We start from the raw sequence: 24,947 nt of genomic DNA on the forward strand, positions 1-24,947 counted from the left end.
ATGAGCCTCGATAACCGTCGTGGACGGCAGCTCGAAAGCGGAGAACGCTCACTGGGCGGGGTCTTCTATCCGCTGTATCAGTTGCTGTTCAGCGAGGACAGTGACTTCGTCAACGATGTCGAGGAGAAGTTGGCCCAGTCCCGGATGGCCGACAACGTCGAGATGTTCCTCTCGCGGGCGCTGGCAGTCGGGCTCATCGCCGGTCTCGGGCTGTGGCTGCTAGGTGTGTTTGTCGGTTGGCTGTTCGTCCAGTTGTTCGTCGGTGACGTGTTGGTCGGGATCCATCTCGGTCCGCTGGAGCCGTTGCGCGTGCTCCGGACGCCGCTTATCCTCCTGACTTCGGGACTCATCTTTGGCTCGATTGGGTTCGGTATCGGCTTCGGTTCGGTCACGTCGATACCGTACTTCCGGGCAGGCGGGCGCGAACGCGAGATTAACACGCTGATGCCCGACGGAATCGCCTTCATGTACGCGCTGTCGGTCGGCGGCATGAACCAGCTCGAAATCCTGAAGGCGATGGCGAAAGCCGACGATACCTACGGCGAACTCTCTCGGGAGTTCCAGTCCATCGTGCTGGAGACGGAGTATTTCGACACCGACTATCGGACTGCTGTCCAGAATCAGGCGCTGACGACACCGAGTGACGAGCTGGCACAGTTTTTGACGGATATGCTGTCGATTCTGGACTCCGGGGGAGACATGACGGACTTCCTGGAAGACCAGAAGGACAACCACCTTCGGACGGCCAAGCAGGAACAGCGTAAGCTGCTCGACACGCTGGAGCTGTTCGGCGAGATGTACATGACGCTGTCGCTGTTTCCGCTCTTGCTCATCATCATTCTCGTCATCATGAGCATGATGGGAAGCGGCGACCAGACGATGCTCCTGTACGGCACCGTCTACGGGCTCATCCCGCTCATCGGCGCGGGCTTTCTGGTGATGGTCTCGACTGTCACCCACGACGAGATCGGCGACGGCTACCTGCGGCCCGACGCCGGCGAGGAGTTCACCGTCGACGAGGGTATTGGCGTCTTCAACCCCGGCCTCGTCGAGGAGTACACCGGCGAACGCGACCTCTTCGACAAGATCAAACGCCAGGAGGGGACCCACGAACTAATGGAAATCGTGAAGGCACCGCACCTGTTCTTCCGGGACCACCCGACGCTGGTGTTAGTGTTGACGCTGCCGTTGACACTGCTCGTTCTCATCGGAGCGCTGGCGACCGGCAACATGCCGCTATCAGTGGATGCAATGAAAGCAGACCCCATCGTCGGGACGCTCGTGTGGGTGTACGTCCCCATCTATCTCAATCTCCTCCCGCTTGCAATCTTCTACGAGTGGAACGTCCGCTCGCGGACGGCGATTCTCAGCGACCTCTCTGAGAACCTCCGGAAGCTGGCGAGTGCGAACGACACCGGGATGACGCTGCTCGATTCAATCAAGGTCGTCTCGGAGACCTCCAGCGGGAAGCTCTCGAACGAGTTCGAGTCGATGCACTCGAAGGTCAACTTCGGGACGAGCCTGAAAGACGCGATGCGGGAGTTCAACAACAAGTACCACGTCCCCCGGCTCGCCCGGAGTATCAAGCTCATCAGCGAGGCACAGGAGGCCTCCAGCCAGATTCAGGACGTGCTGTCGACGGCGGCGACCGCCTCCGAGAATCAAGACGAGATTGAGCGCGAGCGCAAAGCCCGGACGCTGATGCAGACGGTCATCATCATCATGACCTACCTGACACTGCTGGCAGTGATGGCACTGCTGAAGGTCCAGTTCCTCGAAACAATGTCCGGGCTGGCCGCTGCAGGCGAACAGGCAGGTGAGGAAGCGGCCGAACAGACGGCTGATTTCGGCGGCAGCATCGACGCCGAGTTCCTCTCGATGCTGTTTTTCCACGCAGTCACACTGCAGGCCCTCATCTCGTCGTTCATCGCCGGATACATCCGCAACGTCGAGGTGCTCTCGGGCGCGAAGTACGCGGTGGTTCTCTCGACAATCGCGCTTATTACGTGGATTATCGTTGAGCAGATAACCAGTGGTGGCGGCGAGGAGACAGCACAGCTCCTGCTGTTGGTGGGTGCTCCGGCCGGGTGGTCGGTGCGTGACACCCTCGACCGGCGGACAGGCAAGGTCGGCGAGGAAACAGGAGGGTCGACGAGGCGATGACACGCGGCCAGACGGTCACCGACTACTTGTTGGGGATTGTCCTGCTGTTGCTCTCGGTCACCATCGTGTTCGGATACTTTCCAGGGCTATTCCAGCCCTTCGAAGAGAACGTAGAAGACGAAGAGCGCGTGATGGCCGACAATCTCGCGGCCGAGCTAATCGACAACAGCACCATCCCGGGGATGCAACAGACGGCGAGTTTCAACGCGCTAAACCGGACAATTGACACCGTTGCGAATGACTCTACGGGAGTTGGTGTCCCCGAGTGGCTCCGCTGGAACGCAACGGTCCAGAACGAGACAGGGGTGGTCGAATCCGGCGGCGTCACGCTCGCGAACGGGAGTGTCTGGAACGGCCGACAGACCGCATCGGTAGTCCGGTTCGTCCGGATTCCGAGCGTCTGTGAGAATGGCTGCCGTCTGGTGGTGCGGGTGTGGTAACAATGGACCGAGGACAGGCCTACTCACTCGAAGGCGTTGTCGGCACGATTGTCATCGCGAGTGCCCTCGTCTTCGGATTGCAGGCCGTCAGTATCGCGCCCTGGACTGACGGCGGGCCACAACAGGGGGTCGAAATACGAGAGCAGACAGAGGATACAATTGACATCCTGGCCGACGGCGACGCACTCGAAACGGGGGCCCTCTGTCTGGGCGGCGACAACGAGACGACCCCTCATCAGGGGGTGGTGTCGACCGACCCGGCGGTTGAGCCGGTGGGAACGGTACTGAACCGGACCCTCGAACAGACTGCCAACTACAACGTGTACATCGACTACCCCGATACGAACGGGAGCGTCACCGAAATCGCCCTGGGTCCAGAGCGGACTCCGACAGGGCCGGCCGTAACTGTGACCCGGGAGGTGGTGCTGTTCGAGAGCGACCCGGTCTTCGAGCTCAACGCCACGTCCGAGGCGTGTGTCGAAGACACACAGTACAACAACCTCGGGGAGGTCCCCGAGGACGACATCTACCTGCACAACCAAAACGGGAGCAGTGAACTCTACTCGGTCCTCCAGGTACGGGTGGTTGCATGGTGAACCGTCGCGGACAGTTGCTGCTGACGGCGGCAATCCTGGTGTCGCTGACGATTGTCGCCTCGGCCGTGCTGCTGAACGACATCCACGCCTCGGCGGATGTCAACGCCCAGCAAGAGCGACAGGGGCTGGAGCAGACCGAGCGGAACATCGAACAGCTACAGGACAGCCTCAGGGAGCTATTCATGGTCAACGGCTCCGAGGAGCGGATACCGTACGTCGACGACGCGGACAAGCTGGCGAACGCCACCGAGGAGTACGTGAAACAGTATCTGAACGTGTCGACACAGAATTCGGCCCAGTTCGTGAACGTGACACTGATTGATGCCGAGCAGAACGCGGGGGCCGCTATCTGGCAGAACGCGACCGACACCTTCCCTGATGGACCGAACCAGCCAATCGTGGGGGGAAGTCCCTCGAATCTCACGTACATGTCCTACACAATCACAGACATCAGCGGGAGTTTCTCAGTCGAGTTGGGGACGAGCAGTCCGACTACAATCGAGATAACCAACAGTAAAGTGAGCGTCGACGGCACAACGAAGTGCGACGGTTTCACCGCGAAAGAAGATACGCCCCTCAATATCGTACTTACGCACGGGACGGGGCAAATTAGCGTCGGTGACTCTTCCTGTGCGAGCGTTACTCTTGACGCATCCTACCATACCTCCGATAAAAAGGTCTTCTTCAAGAACGGAAGCAATGTCGAAGGAACGTTCGAAATGGTGGTAGAAGGCTCACCAGCCACCCCGGGTACGACGCATGATGGCGTCGACGACGAGGACAACATCACCCTCAACCCGACGTTCAGGATCGTCTACGAGGACCCACAGGTGAGCTACGAGACGAACGTCACAGCGTACGGAGGTGGGTCGTAATGGACCAACGGGCGGTCTCGATTGCGATTACGCACGCGCTGACACTCGCCATCACGACGGTGCTCGTCTCGGGGCTGTTGATAGGTGCCGGCTCAGTGCTCGAAGGCCAGGAAAAGCGCGTCGCCGAGTCGCAGTTCGACGAAATCGGGAGCGACCTCACCGCACAGATAAACACGCTCGACCGGCTCAACGAGACAGGGAGTTCGGTCAACGTCACTGTCGAACCGGAGTATCCGGAGGGCGTCGGCGGGCGCTCCTGGAACTTCAAGCTGGTTCCCGGCAACCAGAGCAATGTCTACGACACGCCGAGCGTGATTCAAATCGAATCCCCGCACTACGAACAGACCGCCGAGTATCCCCTCGGCAACGAGACGCGAATCGAATACGGGTCGCCCGAAAATAGCGATTCGCCGGCCCTCAGCCTGTGTAACGGCGAGATAACGCTGGGTGAGTGTGAATGAGACGACGGGAAAAGAGCGAGGCTGGGAGCGCTCCAGACACCAATCGGGCCGTCTCCGACGCAATCGGATTCACGCTCATGTTCGCGATTATCATCGTCGGTACCGGGCTGATTTCGTTTGCGGGCGGAACTCAGCTGTCGACGCTCAGCGACGTCGAGGAGGTCCGAAGCGCCGAGCGCGGGATGGAGTCCACAGCGGCAACACTTCACCCGATGGCGACACAGGGGGACCGTCAGCGCAGCTTCAGTATCGCGTTCTCGAACAGCAACGTCTGGATGAACGCGACGGTACTCAACGTCACCACGAGAGACGGAAGTGTCGACTACTCGGACCTGCAGGTGAACGCACTCCAGCAGCGGTTCGACCGCTCGGGCGACGACGTGACAGTACGGTACGAGGCCGGTGGCGTGTTCAGGACGAACGCCGTCCCGGCCTTTGACCCCAGTTTCGAGTGTCGCAGCGGCTCCAGTGAAACAGCACTGGTCACCGTCGTCAATCTCACACTGGCCGAGCGCGATGGACTGTACGTCTCAAACGGCTACAACTCTGACCTCCGGTTCGACGAACTTGCAGGCAACAGCGAGTCGCCGGTCACGAGCACAGACGAGTCACTGACTTTCGAGGCACGGCTCGTCGACAGCGAACAGTCGCTTACCGAGGGTTCCGTAGTCGTCAACACGACCCAGACCGCTGGCCCAGAACAGTGGGGAATGTACTTCGATGACCAGGGCGGCTGGGACAACCTCACCGACAACGTCTACGAGTGCAGCGCGGACCAGACGCTGGTTCGGGTTGTGACAATCGAACTGGATATTATCGAGCCACGATTTTCGGGCTAGTCTGGCACAAAGCCGTCGTCAGTCGGCGATGGCGTCCCCTCCAAGCCAGCACTGCTTCTCATGTCATCACCACCGATGCAGCCGGTAACTGCAGCGATGCTTGTTCCAGCCACGGCAGGGATGGTTCGCCTCATCGGTTGGCATCCATCTGGAGACATGTCAAGTTAGAATACACTGAGGCACAGTGTGCTATCTGGTCTAAGTACCGAACCGTCCGAAACCGGCCGAGACGAGGTATTTGTGACCTAAGTGACAAATAGCAGATAACACTTCTGTAGAATCAAATACTCGAAAAATGGGGTCTAAGAACCAGACAACAGCGACAATCACACCGAAGACCGGTCAGTGTACTCAGTAGTATTAAATAGCTGAAGAACACAGTTGCCAATAATATGGGGGGGAAGTTGGTTCCGGACGGTGAGCGGGCTGTCTCAGAAATTTATGGGACAGTTCTGATTATATCGGTCGTGTTTCTCATGGCTCTCGTCCTCGTCGGGGTAGGGATGCTCGCATTCGGGGGTATCACAGACGACGCAGACAACCAAGTGGTTCAACAGTCGATTCTGGAGTTCGACAAACGGGTGAGCGAGCTCACAGAACAGAGCGTCGAAGGATCGACGGCGATTACATTCCCCGACGGGACCGCGAGCGATATCGACGCCCAACCCGAGCACGGGACGGTAAACATCACAATCGAGACACACGAGGCGTACTGGAATGCAACCGACACACCGGGAGCGTTGCTCGAAGGCGCCGACAATCAAACCGTCACCCACAACATCACACTCGGCAGCCTGGTCTACGAGAACGGCGACGGGAAGACAACAGCCTACCAGGGCGGCGCAGTCTGGGAGAAACAAGGCGAGAGTGTGTCCCTCGTCTCGCCGCCGGACCTGTCAACCGACGACCAGACGCTCGAACTTTCCTTTGTCGACATCTCGTCGATAGATCTCGTCCAACAGGGGAATGAGATCACGTTGGAGAAGACGCCAGGAGCGTCGAACGAATCGAACACGATACAGAAGCTGGTCGAACAGCAGATGCGCAGCCAGTATCCGGATGGGCGGTACGTCGCGAACGCGACAGTGACACTCAACATCACGAGTGAGTTCGCTAAAGGTTGGAGAGACTACGCCGAATCGAACCTCGACCTCGACGCCAGCCCGAAATTGCACAAGCCAAGTGAAGTAGACGGAGGCAGGCCAGTGGTCGAGATTAAACTCGGAACCTACGGCGAGCAACGCACAATCGATCAGTCTCGAGAGTATGCGAAGAATGTCACGTACACCGGCCTCAGCAAGTTCGCGCAGGACCTCTATGATAACGGGACCGACGAGACGTGGAGCGCAAGCGTCACGAATCGGAGCGAAGACGCGTTCAACGTCTCGGATCCCGGGTGGCATACCACAGACTACACCGTCGGCATCCTCTACAACAACAAAACCCGCGGAAACGGGCCGGAATGGTGGGCGTGGAACGGGTCGGACGGCCGCTGGTGGAACGTCGAGGACCCACACGCAGCGCCGCTCGGGACGGACATGATTCCCGACAGTGTCGTCGACGGCTCAGAAAGCAACCCATCCAACGGGAAGTTCGGCATCGCAGCAGACACATGGAGTTGTGTCGTCGCCACCGAGGATGCGCACGACCCCGACGATTTCCGTAATTTTGTCCCCAACGCAACCGAGTTCAGCGGGAGCAGCTCAGACGGTTGTCTGACATCACCAGTCGGTGTCAACACGACAGAAAACTCGAAGGATTACGTCGGTGAATTCAAGACCGATTTCGTTATCGACGGCTTCCAGACGAAAATCTACAATGACACCGGCACTCTCGTCCACGACAGCGCAGGGAGTCCGACGCTCAACCCCAAAAACGACGCGCTCGAACCCGGCTACGAAGTCGAGATGACACTCGACTGGACGAACGAGGGGTACCGCAACGCAACCGCAAACGAGTCCCCCATCGCCTTTGTCTACGACAGGAAGAATAAAAGCGAGAGCAGTATCAAGCTCCCATCAGATCCATGGATTGTCTGGGGTGACCAGGTCGGAACGGATATGGGCCAGAGCGATAGCGCGACGTTCAGCTTCCCCGTGGAAAACGCCGACGAGGTGTACGAGTTCTGGGTCGGTGCCGGAACGAAACACGACGGCGTCGATTCGTCGGCGACCTGGGAGGTTCAGGTCGATACACCCAGTACGTTCGAAGTTGGGAACATCGACGTTGACGACACCGGAGCCATCGAAGGCGACGAGGTCGACGTAAGTGTCGATATCAACAACACCGGTAGCAGCGAAGATACCCAGACAATGTTCCTCTGGGGCAGTACATCCAGTAACGAAGAGGAGGAGCTGATAAATTCGACAGAGGTGACACTGGAACCCGACTCACCAAACAACACAACCACTGAGACATTCACTTGGTCGACAGAAGAGGGACGAGAGGCGGATTGGGAGAATGTGACCGTAAAAGCACCGTTGTCTGACAACAAAGCCAAAGCCAACATCAGCGTTGACCCGGCGACAAGTGACCCCGCGAACTTCACCATCGAGTCTGTCGCGTTCAACGGAAAAACGGTCAGTGACGGAGTTCTCGCCGGTGCAATCGAAGAAGGAGAAGACGCAGTCATCACCCTGACTGTGAACAACACCGGCGGAAAAGAGGGGATCCAGCAGATTACGCTGGACCGGGACAAAATCGACAGCGGCGACAACGCCCGGACCAACAGCACGACGGTCGAACTCGCACCGAGCGATAGCCCGAGACAGGTCGCCCTCAAATGGAAGACGATTCCGGGAGACGCCGACGCAGACCCGTACACGCTCACAGCTGCGACCGACGACGACGACTTCGACTTCGATCTGGGGGTCGACAAGCAGACGGAGGGTTCTGACTTCGATGTCAACATCACGGCGGTCGACGACCCGGTCCTGGTGGGTGACACGATGTTCGTCAACGGAACCGTCACGAACGCGGGCGAGAAGGACAACCAGACGATATATCTGAAGACACTCGGCGTCCCAGACCAGCAGACTGTCGAACTCACCACCGGCGAGACAAAGACCTTCAACATGAGTTGGGAGACGGGCAACGGGGACGTTGGGACCCACAACGTGACCGTGCTTTCTGACGATGGCAGAGAGACAGTGGGGAACGTCAGCGTCGAACCACGCGACCTCGGTGAGGCAGCGTTCGACGTGGACATCAAGTCGGCGACCGACTCGGTTACTGAGGGTGAACCAGTCGCGGTTGAGGTCAACGTGACGAACACAGGAACAGCACCCGGAGCGACAGTCGTCGCGCTCGAAGACTTCGAAGGCGAGTTCGTGAACGTCACTGCCAGTGAACTCTCGCTGGCCGAAGGCGAGTCACAACAGTTGACGCTGACGTGGTACACGCTCATCGGACTCGTCGACGGCGACAGCCCGGTGACCGACGAGATTACCGTCGAAGCTGGCGGGCAGAACGCGACGGACACAGCGGACGTTACCGTCGAACCCCGGAACGGGACGCGGATCCCCGCAGATGTGGTATTTGCAATCGACGAAACTGGGTCAATGTCAAACAATGATCCAGATGAAAAACGGATAACAGCAGTACAAACCGCACTTAATGAGATGAATGAGACCCTTGATAGAGCTGCTGCGCTTGAGTTCGACACGGATCAAAGCTTCTACCACGAACTCACCGGTGATCTTGACGCGATCAATAGTTCTCTACAGACAGATCCTAATGGGAATACAAATATTGGTGGTGGAATGATAGAGGCGATGGAACATCTAGTGGATAAGACAGACTTAGAGGTTGGAAACTCAGATCCTGATAGAGAACAAATAGTGATTTTACTTACAGATGGAGAACACAATCGCCCTCAGGAGTGTTTCCTGGGTTTTCTTTGTTCCCCTGATCCAGATTTTGTTCCGACCAATGTCGCGGCCGAGTACAACGCAACGAGTGGTAGTAATCCACTGAACCTCTCTCTCTACACGGTCGGCTTCGCTGACGCCAATAAAGAGGAATTGCAAGAGGTTGCCAATGTCACTGGAAACGGCGATGGCAGCTACACCGAGGCCGACAACCCCGAGGAACTCGCGGGTATCTTCGAAGGACTTATCAAGGAAATTACAGAGGAAAAAGAGCCGGAGCTAGCAATCAACGCCGTCGATATAAACGGCTCTGAAAATGTCGCCGAAGGCGAGATAGTGGCAACAGACGTCAAGGTCGAAAACGTGGGAGAGGGAATCGGCGACGTGCCGGTGACGCTGCTCGACTGGGACGACAACCCCGTCGACAGCACGCTGGTCAACGCCTCTAGCGAGGAGCTCGCCAGCGGCGACAGCAAAAACGTAACCCTGTCCTGGGATACGACCGGTGTATTAGACGGTGATATCAACACCGACAACCTGAGTGTGGTCGCTTCGGGTAACGAGAAGGAAGCGACAGTGACCGTCGAAGACAAGTCGGCGTTTTTCAACGTTAGCGTCGACAGCGTCGATGATGGGTTCGAAGAAGGTGGGACTGTGACGTTCTCGGTCGACGTCGAGAACACCGACAGCGCACCGGACACACAGACGCTCTGGGTGGAGTACGAGGACGAGAACGGAAACAACCAGACGCTCGCGACAAGCGATCCGGTCGAACTTGACGGCGGCGAGAGCACAGCCGATCCAGTCGAGATTGACTGGCAAACCGGTATCGGGGACGCCGACATTGAGGACGTCACGGTCCACTCGGAAAATGACATGGTAGAGACCTCCGTCGATGTCGAGCCAAAAGAAGTTTCGACCGCAGCGTTCAACGTCACCATCGATTCGACGAACAGCCCGGTCACAGTCGGCGACCAGCTCGATGTCACAACCAAAATCGAGAACGTCAACGGGACCGATGAGGACTACCCCGGTCAGGTGGTGTTGACCGTCGACGGCGTGGAAGAAGACAGCAAGATAGTCGCCCTCGCCGACGGTGAATCCACCACCGAGACGTTCACGTGGTGGACCGACAAGACCGGCGACAGTATCAACGTGGAAGTGCGTGCGGAGACACCAGGTAGCGAGAACAGATCCAGCGAACAGGTGACTGTCGATGATGTCAACACTGCCGAGGAGACGTTCAAGATACCAGATGTGACCACGAACGCCGACAATGGGGACGACTCGATTACCGAGGACGAGACACTGACAGTCGACATCAAGGTGACAAACGACGGCGACGGAGCTGGCAGCCAGACGCTGATTGTCAGACGCAACGACAGCGGCCTGGGCGAGCCGACCGACGTAACGACCATCGACACCGGGACGATTCCGGACGGCGATACAGAGACAGTGTCTGTCGACCTCTCGCCCAGCGATTTCTCGGCAGAGACAGAGGAAATCATCGTCGAGAGCGAGGACGGATTCAGCGACACGCAGGCAGTCGACATCAATCCGACGGACAGCACGCAGGTCGACATCGAGATCAAAGAGGATGATATCTCGGCAACAGAGCGGTCACAGGCGGTCGACGCAGGAGAACCGATTGCGGTGCCAGTCAAAATAAAGAACAACGGAAGCACCAAGATCACCGACAAAAAACTGTTCGTCTCGCTCGACGCGAACCTGAGTGCGCAGGGCGTCGATCAATCGCCAGCCAATTTCACCTCAATCAACGTCACGCTCGCCCCCGGGGGCACTGAAAACACGACAATACTCTGGGACACGACAGGTGCCGGCTGGGACAACGACCCCTGGAAGTTGACCGTCGAATCTGAGGGAGAGTTTGATAGAGAAGAGGTCTACGTCAACGAGTTACCGGGGACACTTCCGGGCGGACCTGACTTTGGCAGCATCGGCTCGGGCATCGACTTCACCATCGAGGATATCGAGGTCGCCGAGTGAGCCGGCCCGGCGTATCAAACCATTTATTCGAGCCAGCGTGAAAGCGACTGTATGGACACGGACACGCGCCTGGAGCTCGTTACCCGGTACGCTGAAGAGGTCGTCGAGACCGAGGAGTTAGAAGAACTGCTCGCCGACGGCGACCCCTCGGTGTACATCGGCTACGCACCGACCGGCGAGATGCATATCGGCCACTTCACGACGATTCGAAAGCTCGCTGACTTTCTGCGTGCCGACCTCGACGTGACCGTACTCGTCGCGGACCTGCACGCACACCTCGACGACGAGAAAAGCCCCTTCGAGTTGCTCGATGCCCGCGTCGAGTACTACCAGGAGGCAATCGAGGGGATGGTCGAGGCAGCGGGTGCAGACCCCGGCGATATCACGTTCGTCCGCGGGATGGATTACCAGCTCGACGAGGAGTACTCACTGGAGATGTACCGGATGGCCGCCGAGACGACAATTGCCCGCACACAGCGGGCCGCAAGCGAGGTCGTCCGCGAGAGCGAGAGCCCCAATCTGGGCGGACTCATCTACCCGCTGATGCAGTCACTGGACGTGAAAGCCCTCGACGCCGATATCGCCTACGGCGGCATCGACCAGCGCGGCATCTACATGCTCAGCCGCGAGTTGCTCCCCGAACACGACCACGACAAGCCAGTGTGTCTGTTTGCGCCGCTTCTCGCCGGTCTGACCGGCGATAAGATGAGTTCCTCCGAGGAGGGGTCCAAGGTCAATCTCACCGACTCACCCGAGGAGGTTCAGGAGAAAATCGACGACGCCTACTGCCCGATGGGCGATGTCGAGGACAACGGCGTCCTCGAATACGTCCGGTATCTGGTCTTCCCGGTGCTCGAAGAACGCGGCGACTCCTTCGTCGTCGAGCGTCCAGAGGAGTACGGCGGCGACCTCGTCTACGAGGAGTACCAGCAGCTCGAAGCCGACTTCGAGAGCGAGGAGCTCCACCCTGCAGACCTCAAGAACGCGACCGGCGAGTACATCTCCGAGGTCATCGACCCGGTCCGAGAACGCCTGACGGGCCAGCCCGAGCTGCTGGCCGAGGCCTACCCCGAGAGCTACGAGTAGACAACGATGACCGAGGATGGGAGCAGAGAGATTCAGGCAGTCTACGACGAGATTGCTGGCCACTTCTCGAAGACCAGAGCGTACCCCTGGCCGGAGGTCGAGGCCTTTCTGTCGTCTGTCTCCGGCGACGTTGGCCTAGACCTGGGCTGTGGGAACGGCCGCCACACCGCGTTACTTGCAACGGTTGTCGAGAGGGCAGTGGGGCTGGACCTCAGCCGCGGACTGCTCGACGAGGCACGGGTGAAGATGCGTGAAGACGACTGGAGTGGCGCGCTAGTCCACGGCGACGCCGCCGCGATACCGCTTGGGACCGACGCTGTCGACGTGGCGGTGTACGTGGCAACACTCCACCATCTGCCAGACCGCGAGACGCGCCGCGAAAGTCTGCGGGAACTCGACCGGGTGCTCGCCGACGGCGGCCGCGCACTCGTGAGCGCCTGGAGTACGGCACATGACCGGTTCGACGCTCCGGCCGACGCCGACACCGGATTCGAGACGACAGTGGACTGGACGCTTCCCGACGGCGAGACAGTGCCGCGATTTTACTACATCTACACCCCGGCAGAGTTCGAACGCGACCTCCACGAGAGCGGACTCACCGTCGCGCACAGCTACGTCTCCAGCGGAAACTGTTACGCAGAGCTTCGGTAGCGGGTATCCTGTCCCACACTGTGGACCGTTCGTTGGCTCTGTCTGCGTGATATCGGTGAGAGGATTGTTAGAGAGTGCTGCGGCCCGATGATAGTATAATTTCAGCCACCAAAAACGGGGGAAGACGGGTATCTGCCACCGAATGATATAAATGAGTTACCTCTCATTGTGATAATAGACCATGAGAGATGGTGACAAGAAAAATGGGAGCAATTCGCACAATCGGCGACAGTTCCTCACTCGGGGCGCAGGAGCTGTCGCTGCGACAGGGATGTTCGGACTTGCTGGCTGTATCGGCGGCGGCGGTGGCGGCGGCGACGATACGGTTCAGGTCGGCGGTATCCACGACCTGAGCGGGGCGACCTCGGATGTTGGCCAGCCGACGGGACGGGGTACCAGAGATGCCCTCGAATGGGTCAACGAGAACGAGGACCTCAGTTTCGAGATCAATCACGACTGGGTCGACTACGCCTACGACGTGCCAAACGCACAGAACCACTACAACAGCCTGACCTCGGGTGACAACCCGCCCGTAATCATCGGCTGGGGGACGGCCGACACCGAAGCACTCGCCTCGGAGGTCGCACGCGACGAGATTGTGTATGTCTCGGCCTCGTACTCCGACAAACTGCTCGATACCGAGACGCCGTATAACTTCTTCGTCAATCTGGATTACACGAGCCAGGGTCGCGCCCACGCCGAGTGGATTGCGAACAACGACTCGGGAGCGACCGTCGCGATGATTCACAACACGACGCCGTTTGGTGAGTCGCCAGTCAGTGGAACCGAGGCCTACGCTGAGGAGCTCGGACTCAACGTGTCAGACAATATCACGCTCGAACTCGGGGCTAACACCGCCGACACCCAGGTCGAGCGGGCGATGGACAACGATGTCGACTACCTCATCCACCAGAACACGGCGGCACCGATGCAGGTGTTGATGAGTTCGGTGAGTGACCTCGGTGCCGATATCACGGTGATGGGGCTGACCTGGACCGTCGACGAGTTCCGTGCCCAGACGGCAGCCGATGCCTTCGAGGGCGTCCGCTACGTCAACACCAACAAGTCCTGGAATCAGGTCGAGTCAGAGTCCCCAGACGGCTGGCAGATCATCCAAGACTCCTTCGAGCGGGAGGGTCACGACATGAGCGACCCCGAGATTGCGAACATCAACTACGTCCGGGGTGTGGCACACGCGTTGCTCGCTGTCGAGGCGCTCCAGCGCGTTGACGACGACGGCGGCGACATCCAGTCGGGGCCGGCCGTCCGCGAGAAGCTGATCGAGATGGACGAATTCGACGCACGAGGGCTGCTCCCGACCACGTTGAATTATCAGGAAGAGGACCGCCGGGCGACAATGCTCGGGCAGACCTACGAGGTCAACGACGGCGAGATGGTGCCCGACCAGGAGATAGAACTGCCCCGCCGCACGGAATGGCTGCCATAATATGAGCAAGGGAAACTCGCCAGACAGCAGTCTCCAGTTTCCAGATCAGTGTCTCCGTGGCGGTGAGGTAAGTGTCAAGAACATCACCAGCGAGCCAGGCTGGACAGTCGTCGTCACCTACGCCGAGGGACCCTCACAAGTGATTGCAGGGACGGCCTCGGCAGACGGTCTCGATGGTGACGACAGACAGGTCGAACTTGCCGACACCGGAGGCTATCCCGGGGACCACACGGCCAAGCTAGTCGCCGATAGTGTCTTGGGAGACGCTGGCCCGGGAGACGATGCCAGCGCTGCTGTCAAACAAGCAGTCGCCTCCGACCGGGCACACATCGAGGAACCCCCGGTTGTCGAACTCGACAACGCGGAAATCGTCTACGACCGGAACTTCCTGGCAGTCCAAGGCGTGTCGATGAGCGCAGACCGTGGCGACATTGTCGCCTTGCTCGGGCCCAACGGCGCGGGTAAATCGACGATACTGAAGATGATATCCGGTATCGGCCGGAGCGAGCGCGGCGAGGTGACCCGTGGCTCGGTCTACTACGAGGGTGACGATGTCACTAACGCCAAGACAAACGAGATGGTCGACCGGAACGTGACCCACATCCTCGAAGGGCGGCGCGTGTTCGAAGACCTCACAGTCGAGGAGAACCTCCGGTGTGGTCTCTACAGGGGCGGGCGTCGTATCCGCTACGATAAATCAGATTACGATATCGCCTTCGAGTACTTCCCCAAGCTGGAGGAGCTACTCGATACGGAGGCAGGCTACTGCAGCGGCGGCGAACAGCAGATGCTCGTCATTGCGCGGGCGCTGATTCACCGTCCCAACCTGTTGTTGCTCGACGAGCCGTCGCTGGGGCTCGCGCCCAAACTGGTCGTCGATATCTACGAGACGCTGCGGAAGATCAACCGCGAAGAGGATATTACGATGATAATTGCCGACCAGAACGCAAAAGAGACCCTGGAGGTCGCCGACTACGGCTACGTCTTAGAGAACGGCCAGGTCGAACTCCACGACCCGGCAGACGTGTTGATGGACCGCGAAGAGATCAAGGAGTTCTACCTCGGCACCAGCTCCGAGGAGAGCCGCTACTCGGAGATACAACACTACAAGATACGCAAGAGGTGGAAATAGATGAGCGGACAAAGTGTCTCACAGTCGGGAGTCGGCATCCGGGAGGGACCACAGTTCCCGCCAGAAGAGGCGGTACTCGGCTGTCGGAACGTGACGAAGACGTTTGGGGCAATCACCGCCGTTGACGACGTAAGCCTCGCTATCGACGAGGGTGAGTGGATCTCCATTGTTGGCCCGAACGGCGCGGGGAAGACGACGCTTCTGAACGTCCTGAACGGCTTTTATGACCCTGACACGGGCGGCAAGATATTCCTCAACAGCGAGGATGTCACGAGTGACCCATCCTACAAGCGTGCTCGAAAAGGGCTCGGACGGACCTTCCAGGGCCTCGAACTGTTCGAGGACGAGGATGTCTTAGAGAACGTGATGACCGTGCGGGCGGTAAAAGAGCGGCCGAACCTGCTGTCGGCGCTTCTGTTCTACGCCGGCGGCGGCCGGAAGATAGAGGTCGAGAACATGCGCCGTGTCGAGGAGATTCTCGACTACCTCGAACTCTGGGAGTACCGCCACAGCACCATCGGAAGTCTCCCGCTCGGCATCCAGCGGCGGGTCGACCTCGCGCGCTCGCTCGCCCTGGAACCGGACGTGCTCTTGCTCGACGAGGCGATGAGCGGTCTGACCTTCGACGAGAAGTACGACATGGTCCGCTTTCTCGCGGACCTCCACGAGAAAGAGGGGATGACGATGGTAATGATAGAACACGACCTCGAAGTGGTCACCGACGTCTCCGAGCGGATGGTCGTCCTCGACCAGGGCGCTATCATCGCCCGCGGGCGACCCGACGACGTCGTCGACGACCCCGAGGTTCAGCGCATCTACACGGGGGTGGAGTGAGATGGCGAGTGCAGACGAGGAACTCGGCGTCGAGGAAGGCGTCAACGTCGAGCGAGTCGAGCACGCACCCGAGGGTGACATCGACATCATCGAGGATATCACACTCCCCGAAATCATGCTCAACCACGTCCAGGAACACGGGGACGAGATAGCACTCCGCTGGAAGCGGTACGGTATCTGGGAGGAGTACGACTGGGAAGAGTACTACGAGCGTGTCAGACACATCACGCTCGGGCTGGAGACCTTCGGCTTCGAGGAGGACGACATCCTCTTTACAATCGGCTACAACCGGCCCCACCAGCTCTGGGCGTGGCTCGCCGCCCAGATTATGGGCGGGATGGCGGCACCGAACTACGAGGACACGCTTCCGGAGGGCATCGGTGACCAGCTCGAACTGCTGTCGCCAAAAGTTGCCTACGCCGAGGACCAGGAGATGGTCGACAAGCTGTTGCAGGTCGCCGACCGCTCGCCCTCGCTGGAGGCGATTATCTATCGCGACGACAAAGGGATGTTCCGGTACGAAGACACCGCTGTCCCGGTCATCAGCTACGAGGAGGTCGAACAGCGCGGCAAGGACCGCGCCGACAGCGACGTGTCGGCCGACGAGTTCGAGTCGCGTATCCGTGACCTCGACCCGCAGTCGCCGGCGATGTTACCGCCGACCTCGGGGACGACGGGGATGCCCAAACGCGTCAAGCTCTCGCATTTCAACTTCGTCAACCTCGCAAACGCGGCAATCGAGATTGACCCGCTGCCAGAGGGGTCGGATTACTTCTCGTATCTGCCGATGGCGTGGATTGGCGAGCAGATGATACTGATGGCAGCAGCCTTCCTTGGCGGGTGGACGGCGAATTTCCCCGAGGAACCAGAGACAGAGAGCGAGGACCTGCGCGAGATTGGTCCCGAGATTATCTTCTCGTCGCCAGGGGCCTACGAGGGCTGGGTCGCCGACATCAAAGCCCAGATTGAGAACACCTCCTGGCTGAAGCGGAAGTTCTACGAGAAGGCGATGGACATCGGCAAGCGCTACGCCGAGTACGTCAGCGGCGACAAACGCGACCAGGAGCCGCCTGCCTCGCTCCGGTTGCAACACTGGCTCGGATACTGGACAGTCTACCGGCCGGTTCTCGACAAAATCGGCCTCAAGCGGGCCAAGAACGTCTACACCGGCGGCGGCCCGCTCGGCGAAGAACACTTCCAGTACTACCACGCGCTCGGTGTTCCCCTGAAACAGATCTGGGGGCAAAGCGAGGTCTGTGGGTTCGTGACGATGCACCGCGACGACGATATCCAGGTCGACACCGTCGGCGAGGTGTTCCCCAACGTCACGGTCGGCATCACGCCGGAGGGCGAACTCGTCGTCAGCGGTCCCGTGGTCACCTCGGGCTACTACAACCAGCCCGAGAAGACCGAGGAAGCACTCGAAGGAGACTGGCTCCACACCGACGACTTCGGAGCCATCACCGACGACGGCCACGTCAAGGTGTTCGACCGGATGGACGACGTGCTCGAACTCGACGATGGCTCGGCAATCGCACCGATAAGCGTCGAGACGAAGCTGAAATTCAACCCCTACATCAAGGAGGCACTTGTCGTCGGTGACGGCCGGGAGTCGCTGTCGGCGGTTCTCAACATCCGCTTTGACAACGTCGCGGAGTGGGCCGACCAGCGCGACATCCAGTATGCGGGCTACCAGGACCTGACACAGAAAGAGCCGGTACTGGAGCTGATTCGCGGGGTCGTCGAGGAGACGAACGAAGAACTCGACGAACACAAGATAGAGCGGTTCGTCGTGCTGTTCAAGGAGTTCGACGCCGACGACGGCGAGATGACACGGACCGGCAAGATCCGGCGCGAAATCGTGACCAACCGGTACCAAGAACTCATCGACGGCGTCTACGCCGGAGAGGAGACAGTCGAGATGGACGTGACAATCACCTACCAGGACGGCAGAGAATCGGTCGAACACGGCGAGATGTCGGTCATCGACGTGCCGGCAGTCGAGGAGGCGATGGCCGACGGAGGTGGTGTCGATGGTTGACGCCGCCGGCCTGTTCAGTGTGCTCGTGACCGGTGTCGGTATCGGCGCGCTGTACTCACTGGTTGCTATCGGCTTCGCGCTCATCTACAAGATTACGGGCGTGCTGAACTTCGCGCAGGGACAGTTCGCGCTGTTGGGCGCGTTCCTCGTCGTCGTCCTGTCGACATCCGTGCCGTTCTGGCTGTTCGACGTACAGGTGCCGGTGTTTGCGGCACTGTTGCTCACTGTCGTCATCGGCGCGTTACTCGGCGTCGCACTCGAGCGACTCGTCTTCCGATATTTCATCGGCGAGCCGGTGTTATCGGTCGTCATCGTCACGCTTGCCTTCATCGGCATCATCGACGGTGGTATCCGGTTTTTCATCAGCTCGCAGTACCGGGCATACCCGGAGGCGCTCCAGCCGAGTTGGAGTATCACGTTGCCGTATGACACCTCTGTCCAGGCTCCGTTCATCCTCGGTGTCATCCTGGCACTGCTGACAGTTGCCGGGCTGATGGCCTTCTTCCGGTACACCGTGATGGGCTCGATTCTGCGCGCGAGCGCGAGTGACCAGCAGGCGGCGATGGTGCTCGGAGTCTCAATCGAGCGGACAATCGTCGTCGCGTGGGCGCTGTCTATCGCCATCACGTCTATCGGCGGTATCCTGCTGGCGATGTCCTCTGGCGGTGCAGGGTTCACCATCGGCGACATCACGATTCTTGTCTTCGCGGCCGTCGTCTTCGGCGGCCTCGACAGCATTCCAGGAGCGTTTATCGGCGGGCTCGTCGTCGGCATCCTCCAGGAGCTGGGCGTCTATCTCGAAGAGTTCCTGATGCCAGGACTGGATTCGGTCCTGCCGATGGTATTCCTGCTCGTGGTCATCGTGGTGATGCCGTACGGACTGTTCGGAACTGAACGGATAGAGAGGTTGTAACTATGAGAGCAAAACGACACCACTGGCGGAATCGGCCGTCGACTACTGTTGCACAGGGAGGTGAGTACGATGCCATCCGGTGAGTATTTCACCTCCTACGAGGAGCGGATGGGGCTGATTCGCTGGCGCATCGAGCGGGTGGCGCTCGTCCTCGGCTTGCCGATTCCACTGATTGCGCCGTTCGTGTTGACCGGCGAACTCGTCTCGGTGTTCACGCTCGTGTTCATCTTCGGCATCGCGGTGCTTGGCTTGCACGTGATGCTCAGCTACGCCGGCGAGATCGTCCTCGCCCAGGGAGCGTTCATGGCAATCGGTGCCTACACCGCGTCTCGCGTCGTCAACGAGGCGGGACTTGGGCTCTTGCCGGCGATGTTGATTGCCGGACTCATGACCGCGTCGGTCGCGACAGCCTTCGGTCTGCCGGCCGGCCGCGTCAAGGGGTTCTACGTCGCCATCTCGACGCTCGCACTGCAGTTTATCGCCGTCCAGTTCTTCTTCCGGCGCGGCGAGTTCGAGGTCATCCACGGCGGCACACAGCAGTCGATGCCCGGCGAAATCGGGCTCGTCGGTGACGCCCTGACCATTGGGTCGGCAAACGAGGAGTACTTCTTCGCGCTCGTGATGTTGGCCGTGTTCGCGCTGCTGACGATGAATCTCAGCCGGACAGGCATCGCGCGGATGTTCCGTGCGCTCCACGAGAACGACCTCTCGGCGCAGGTGCTCGGCATCAATCGCTTCCGGAACAAACTGCTCGCCTACGCCATCGGCGGCTTCATGGTCGGCGTGGCTGGCGCACTCTATACCATCTATATCGGCTTCATCACGCCGGAGTTCTTCTCGATAGATATCACCCTGCTGCACTACATGATGTTGCTGTTGGGCGGGATGGGCCGGGTCTGGGGAGTCATCCTCGGTGTCACCACTGTCGAACTCCTCAACCACTACATCCTGCAGACGCTCATCGACATCTTCCCCGAGGGGACGGCACTCGAACCGATGTTCTTTGGCATCATTATCATCGTGGTGCTCATCGTCGAGCCCAAGGGGCTCATGGCCGCACTCGGGCAGTTAAAGGAGTATTTACGCAAGTGGCCATACGCCTACTAAGACGTAGGCATCGATTCGACTCGTTCGTTTACCAGTAACCTATTTCCTTCAAACACGAGAGAAAACCACAGACACGACACCAATGGACACCGACCAAGACACGTTCGCGCCGGCGATAGACCCACACACACATCTGTTCCCGGAGGGGCTCATGTCGGCCATCCGCGACGTGCTGACCGAGGAGGCCGGCTGGGAGTTCGACCATCCCGTCGCCCGGTCGGCCGTCGAGGAGATACTGGCCGAGGCCGGCGTCGAGACCTACGTCGCGTTGCCCTACGTCCACCGTCCGGAGATGGCCCGAGACCTGAACAGCTGGCTCTGTGAACAGGCCGAGGTCTCGGAGATGCTGATTCCGTTCGCAACCGTCCACCCTGAAGACGAGGACGTCGGCAACGTCGTCCGTGAGGCCTTCGAAGCCGGCGCACGCGGGCTGAAGTTCCACTGTCCGGTTCAGGAGGTCGCGCCCGCCGACCCACGTATCGAGGAGGCACTGGCGGTCGCCGCCGAGTACGACGCGCCGATCACCTACCACGGCGGCACGGCCCCGATGTTCGAGGATAACCACTACGTCGGCGCGGAGCTGTTCGCCGAGCTGCTCGACTCCTACCCGGAGTTGCGGGTCTGTTGTGCCCACATGGGCACCTACGAGACAGATGCCTTCGTCGAATTCGCTCGCGAGTACGACAACGCTTACCTCGATACCACGTTCGCGATGTCGACGCAGGCCGAGCAGACGATGGGGTTCGACCCCGGCTCGATTCCGGACGAGACGTTCGTCAAGCTCTCGGAATCGATTATGTACGGGAGCGACCTGCCGAACATCCCCTACCCCTACCGAGAGGAGCGGGCGGAGCTGCTCGGACGAGACCTCCCCGAAGAGACCTGCCGGGACCTCTTCTACCGGACGGCACGGGAGTATCTTGGACTGCCGGAGTGAGGCCGGCCCGGTCAGCGTGTGTTCGCAGCCCTGTTATCGGAGTCCTCCGGGCCGAGCAGTGCCGCCGCAATCTGTGCGTTGACCCGGGCGAAAGCGTTTATAAGGTGCATCGCGAGGAGAGCCAGCCCGAGGCCGCCGATGACACCGACTGCCTGCTCGGCTGGCGTGTCGACGGCACGGGCGGGATACCAGTTGTTTATCTGGACGTTGAACGCGCCATCCGGAGCAACCGGAGCCAGGACGAGGTCGACCGCGGCCCCGAGAAACGACACCAGCAACACAAAGGAGAGGATTCCAACCCAGAACTTCAGGAATACGAAGCCGAGCCCGCGCCACGTCGAGGCGGCACGGAGGTACGCCTTTCCCGTCTCGACGATGCTGTCGCCGCGGACATCCACATCGTCGGGGTCCGCGATGTCGACATCGAGCAGACTGTTTGCGAGGCGGCGCTCAAACGCGGCGATGGCCCGGAGGCCGATGACCGTCGCGAGCAGGATGACCAGACCGACCAACAACACCGAGAGTCCGAGTCCGAGCGAGAATCCCACGGTTAACAGGACGAAGTAGAACAATCCAAGCGGGAAGGCGAGGAACAGATACGCGATGTTCTTGTAGCTCTGTGCGTCCGCGACGACGCCGAACACGTCGCTCAGTAACGAGCCGCCGGAGGTTCGAGAGTGGTTCATTGTGTACTAGTCACGAGTAGAAGTCTCAAAAGAGGTGATTCCGAGTTTCAGGCGGCGAAACAGCATGCATGGCAAGGTATAACATTCGAAGGGCCGACTGACAACTCATGCAACTCGACGGCGTCAGGATACTCGACCTCTCCGGGATTCTCCCCGGGCCATACGCGACACAGTTGCTTGCCGACATGGGTGCAGATGTCGTCAAAATCGAGGAGCCGACCGTCGGCGACCCGGCGCGGGGGCTGTCGTTCGGGGAGCAGCCGCTGTTCGAGGCAGTCAACCGCGGCAAACGAAGCGTCGGGCTCGACCTGAAATCCGACGCCGGCAGAGAGGCCTTCTACGAACTCGTTGCTGACGCCGACGCCGTCCTCGAAGGGTTCCGTCCGGGCGTCGTCGACCGGCTGGGCGTCGACTACGAACATCTCCGTGAGTACAACGACGACATCGTCTACTGCTCGCTGTCGGGCTACGGCCAGACCGGCCCCGACGCCGACCGCGTCGGTCACGACATCAACTACGTCGGATTCGCCGGACTGCTCGATATGACCCGCGAAGACGAGCAGAGCAGGCCACAGCTCCCGGGCTATCAGGTCGCCGACATGGCCGGCGGGCTGATGGCGGCGCTGTCGCTTCTCGGGGGTGTTCTCTCACAGAAACTCGGTAACGGCGGCGGCTACGTCGATGTCTCGATGACCGACGTCGTTGCGTCGTTCTCACAGACCGTCGCGGGGGAGGCACTCGGCAGCGGCGACCCGCGACCCGGCAAGACGACGCTGACGGGCGGCGTGCCATGGTACGATGTCTACGAGACGGCCGACGGCCGCCACGTCACGCTCGGGGCGCTCGAAGCGACGTTCTGGGAGCGGTTCTGTCACGAGGTCGACCGGCCCGCTCTCGTCGATGTCCACGGCACCGACGACGCGGCTGAGCGAGCCGCGCTCCGAGACGAACTGACCAAGTTGTTCGGGAATCGGCCCCGCGAGGAGTGGGTCGAGACGCTGAGTGAGGAGGTGCCAGTCGCGCCGGTGCTCACACCGACTGAGGCACTTGCCCACCCACAGATCGCAGACCGAATCGTCGAGCGACCGGGCGCGGCCCCTCCCCGCGTCGGGTTCCCCGGCTGTGGCAGTGGGCTTCCCGAACACGACGAGTCGGTTCCTGCACACAGCGAACACACCGACGAGGTCCTCCGCGAGGCTGGCTACAGCACGGACGAGCTGAAACAGCTTCGAGCGGACGGGACAGTCGTCTGAACGCCCACCCTCACTACTGCTCTTTCCAGACGAGCCCCTCGATTGTGGCCCGCAACACCTCAGTCTCCTCGCGTGTGCAGACCACATCGGCAGTAATCGAATACCGGTCCTCGTGTTCCTCGACCCTCTCGTTCGTCCACGTACAGGTGATGCGGTCGCCGGTGTAGACCGGCTCGACGAACCGGATGTCCATCCGGCCGGCCAACACTTCGAGGTCGCCGCCGATTTTCGTTGGGAGCGTCGCTGTCAGCAGCCCCTGGGCCATCAGCCGCCCGTCCTCGTCGGGGTCGGTGTGGATTGGCTGTGCGTCGCCAGACAGTTCCGTAAACTGCTGGACCTCTTCGACGGTAAATGTCCGCTTGTAGGTGTGCGTGTCGCCCACCTGTGGCGGATAGGCGTTCTCCTCCGATGTACTCATCTCTCTCAGTACCGCTCGTCGACGACGCCCGTCTCCGCCAGTTCGTCGACGAGGCTCACCTCGTCAGGCGAGATGAGCAGTCGCTCCGAGAGCGCTCCCGCGAGTTTGTCCTCGTCGGCCTCGCCCTCGCACCGGATTTCGAGGTGGTCGGTCGCCTCGGGCCTGGTGGCGTAGATGGCGTACTCGCCGGTGAGACCGTCAAAGCCCGCAAGTACCGTCGGCACCGACTCGGGATAGAGCTTGACACCTTTGACCTTGAGGCGGTCGTCGGTCCGGCCGATGACGCCGTCTGGCAAGACAAGGTCGTCACCGCGCCGTTCGAGTTCTGCGAGGTCGCCGGTCCGGTATCTGACCAGCGGGAACCCCTCCTTGCGTCGGTGTGTGACCACCACCTCGCCGCGTTCGCCGACCCCCAGCGGTTCGCCGGTGTCCGGGTCGACGATTTCGACGATTGCGTAGTCCTCGGCGACGTGCAGGCCGTCTTCCTCGCTGGTTTCGCTGGCGATTGGCAACACCTGTCGGCTCCCGAAGTAGTCGACCGCCGTCTCGGCGCCAAGTGCGGATTTGACCTCCTCACGGTAGCCCGGTACCGAGGTGAACGGCTCTCCTGCCCCGACGAAGGTGTCGACAGAGGCACCCTCCTCGGCGATTTTCAGCGCGAAGCTCGGATTCCCAACGAGAGCGTCCACGTCGAACTGCTCGATGGTGCCGGCGGCCTGCTCTGAGTCACCCGGTCCGAGCGGAAGCACCTCCGCGCCCAGCGCTTCGAGTCCACGGTGGAGGAGATAGCCGGTCCCGAAGAGCTGGTAGCCGAAGGTGTTCGCCACGCGGTCACCCTCCTCGATGCCGGCCTCGGCGAGTACGTCGGCGTTGACTTCTGCCTCGTACTCGAGGTCGGCCTCTGTGTCGAACATCGGCGCGAGGTCGTCACCGAGGGGCGAAAACGAAATCATCGCACCCGGCGTGTACAGCGACCCCTCCGGCCCGTGCTCGTCGAAGTCGGCTTTCAGGTCCCCTGGCTCCGTGAACGGAACCTCCTGAAACTGCTCCCAGGTCTCGATGTCGCCCGGCGCGATGTCGGCCTCTGCGAAGGCCTGCTCGTACAGCTCGTACGCCGTGGCTCGTTCGAGTTGCTCCACAAGGTCTGCTAGCACGGTACTATCGTACATTAGCCGCTTGTACGGCGATTCAG

The 24,947-nt window shown here is 60.3% G+C and carries 20 protein-coding genes; 17 read left to right on the forward strand and 3 right to left on the reverse strand.

Going from position 1 to position 24,947, the window contains the following annotated elements:
• The 16 genes from OSC37_RS06275 to OSC37_RS06350 all read left to right on the forward strand — a co-directional run bounded on the left by OSC37_RS06275 (nt 1) and on the right by OSC37_RS06350 (nt 21,398).
• Nucleotides 1–2,163, forward strand: a complete 2,163-nt coding sequence (locus OSC37_RS06275; RefSeq protein ID WP_267163742.1) for a type II secretion system F family protein — start codon at nt 1–3, stop codon at nt 2,161–2,163.
• Nucleotides 2,160–2,603, forward strand: coding sequence for a DUF7287 family protein (locus OSC37_RS06280; RefSeq protein ID WP_267163743.1), 444 nt, complete (start codon nt 2,160–2,162; stop codon nt 2,601–2,603). Before OSC37_RS06275 ends, OSC37_RS06280 begins: the two co-directional genes overlap by 4 nt.
• Nucleotides 2,604–2,605: 2 nt before the next feature.
• Nucleotides 2,606–3,199 (forward strand): DUF7288 family protein, encoded by a 594-nt coding sequence (locus tag OSC37_RS06285; RefSeq protein ID WP_267163744.1) that lies wholly within the window; start codon nt 2,606–2,608, stop codon nt 3,197–3,199.
• The gene (locus OSC37_RS06290) at nt 3,193–4,074 is read left to right on the forward strand and encodes a DUF7261 family protein (protein WP_267163745.1); all 882 of its coding nucleotides are present in this window, start codon (nt 3,193–3,195) and stop codon (nt 4,072–4,074) included. Before OSC37_RS06285 ends, OSC37_RS06290 begins: the two co-directional genes overlap by 7 nt.
• On the forward strand, nt 4,074–4,535 hold the full coding sequence (locus OSC37_RS06295) for a DUF7266 family protein (protein ID WP_267163746.1): 462 nt from the start codon (nt 4,074–4,076) through the stop codon (nt 4,533–4,535). Before OSC37_RS06290 ends, OSC37_RS06295 begins: the two co-directional genes overlap by 1 nt.
• On the forward strand, nt 4,532–5,374 hold the full coding sequence (locus OSC37_RS06300) for a DUF7289 family protein (protein WP_267163747.1): 843 nt from the start codon (nt 4,532–4,534) through the stop codon (nt 5,372–5,374). Before OSC37_RS06295 ends, OSC37_RS06300 begins: the two co-directional genes overlap by 4 nt.
• 392 nt (nt 5,375–5,766) lie before the next feature.
• The gene (locus OSC37_RS06305) at nt 5,767–11,250 is read left to right on the forward strand and encodes a CARDB domain-containing protein (protein ID WP_267163748.1); all 5,484 of its coding nucleotides are present in this window, start codon (nt 5,767–5,769) and stop codon (nt 11,248–11,250) included.
• Nucleotides 11,251–11,301: 51 nt separating this feature from the next.
• Nucleotides 11,302–12,336, forward strand: a complete 1,035-nt coding sequence (locus OSC37_RS06310; RefSeq protein ID WP_267163749.1) for a tyrosine--tRNA ligase — start codon at nt 11,302–11,304, stop codon at nt 12,334–12,336.
• A gap of 6 nt (nt 12,337–12,342) precedes the next feature.
• Nucleotides 12,343–12,987, forward strand: a complete 645-nt coding sequence (locus OSC37_RS06315; protein WP_267163750.1) for a class I SAM-dependent methyltransferase — start codon at nt 12,343–12,345, stop codon at nt 12,985–12,987.
• Between the two features lie 181 nt (nt 12,988–13,168).
• Nucleotides 13,169–14,434, forward strand: a complete 1,266-nt coding sequence (locus OSC37_RS06320) for an ABC transporter substrate-binding protein (protein ID WP_267163751.1) — start codon at nt 13,169–13,171, stop codon at nt 14,432–14,434.
• A gap of 1 nt (nt 14,435) precedes the next feature.
• Nucleotides 14,436–15,566, forward strand: coding sequence for an ABC transporter ATP-binding protein (locus OSC37_RS06325; protein WP_267163752.1), 1,131 nt, complete (start codon nt 14,436–14,438; stop codon nt 15,564–15,566).
• Nucleotides 15,567–16,400: an ABC transporter ATP-binding protein gene (locus OSC37_RS06330; protein ID WP_267163753.1), complete on the forward strand. Its 834-nt coding sequence runs from the start codon at nt 15,567–15,569 to the stop codon at nt 16,398–16,400. It begins immediately after the preceding gene.
• A gap of 1 nt (nt 16,401) precedes the next feature.
• Nucleotides 16,402–18,441 (forward strand): AMP-binding protein, encoded by a 2,040-nt coding sequence (locus OSC37_RS06335; protein ID WP_267163754.1) that lies wholly within the window; start codon nt 16,402–16,404, stop codon nt 18,439–18,441.
• On the forward strand, nt 18,434–19,354 hold the full coding sequence (locus OSC37_RS06340; protein WP_267163755.1) for a branched-chain amino acid ABC transporter permease: 921 nt from the start codon (nt 18,434–18,436) through the stop codon (nt 19,352–19,354). The genes OSC37_RS06335 and OSC37_RS06340 overlap by 8 nt, the downstream gene beginning before the upstream one ends.
• Before the next feature lie 69 nt (nt 19,355–19,423).
• A complete protein-coding gene (locus tag OSC37_RS06345; protein WP_267163756.1) occupies nt 19,424–20,461 on the forward strand; it encodes a branched-chain amino acid ABC transporter permease in 1,038 nt (345 codons plus the stop codon).
• Nucleotides 20,462–20,543: 82 nt separating this feature from the next.
• Nucleotides 20,544–21,398, forward strand: a complete 855-nt coding sequence (locus tag OSC37_RS06350) for an amidohydrolase family protein (protein WP_267163757.1) — start codon at nt 20,544–20,546, stop codon at nt 21,396–21,398.
• A gap of 11 nt (nt 21,399–21,409) precedes the next feature.
• Here the strand turns inward: OSC37_RS06350 and OSC37_RS06355 are convergent, their stop codons facing one another.
• Complete coding sequence (locus OSC37_RS06355) at nt 21,410–22,084, reverse strand: sensor domain-containing protein (protein WP_267163758.1); 675 nt, start codon at nt 22,082–22,084, stop codon at nt 21,410–21,412.
• Nucleotides 22,085–22,191: 107 nt separating this feature from the next.
• Between OSC37_RS06355 and OSC37_RS06360 the strand changes: the two genes are divergently transcribed.
• On the forward strand, nt 22,192–23,337 hold the full coding sequence (locus OSC37_RS06360) for a CaiB/BaiF CoA transferase family protein (protein WP_267163759.1): 1,146 nt from the start codon (nt 22,192–22,194) through the stop codon (nt 23,335–23,337).
• A gap of 13 nt (nt 23,338–23,350) precedes the next feature.
• Here OSC37_RS06360 and OSC37_RS06365 read toward each other — a convergent pair whose 3' ends face one another.
• Together OSC37_RS06365 and OSC37_RS06370 are read right to left on the reverse strand one after the other, a co-directional pair.
• Entirely contained in the window at nt 23,351–23,755 is a 405-nt protein-coding gene (locus tag OSC37_RS06365; protein ID WP_267163760.1) for a MaoC/PaaZ C-terminal domain-containing protein, read from the reverse strand.
• Between the two features lie 5 nt (nt 23,756–23,760).
• Nucleotides 23,761–24,924 (reverse strand): phenylacetate--CoA ligase family protein, encoded by a 1,164-nt coding sequence (locus tag OSC37_RS06370; protein WP_267163761.1) that lies wholly within the window; start codon nt 24,922–24,924, stop codon nt 23,761–23,763.
• Between the last annotated feature and the right edge of the window lie 23 nt (nt 24,925–24,947).

Origin of the sequence: Halovenus salina, assembly GCF_026410925.1 — an archaeon.
In the GTDB taxonomy this organism is placed as follows: domain Archaea; phylum Halobacteriota; class Halobacteria; order Halobacteriales; family Haloarculaceae; genus Halovenus; species Halovenus salina.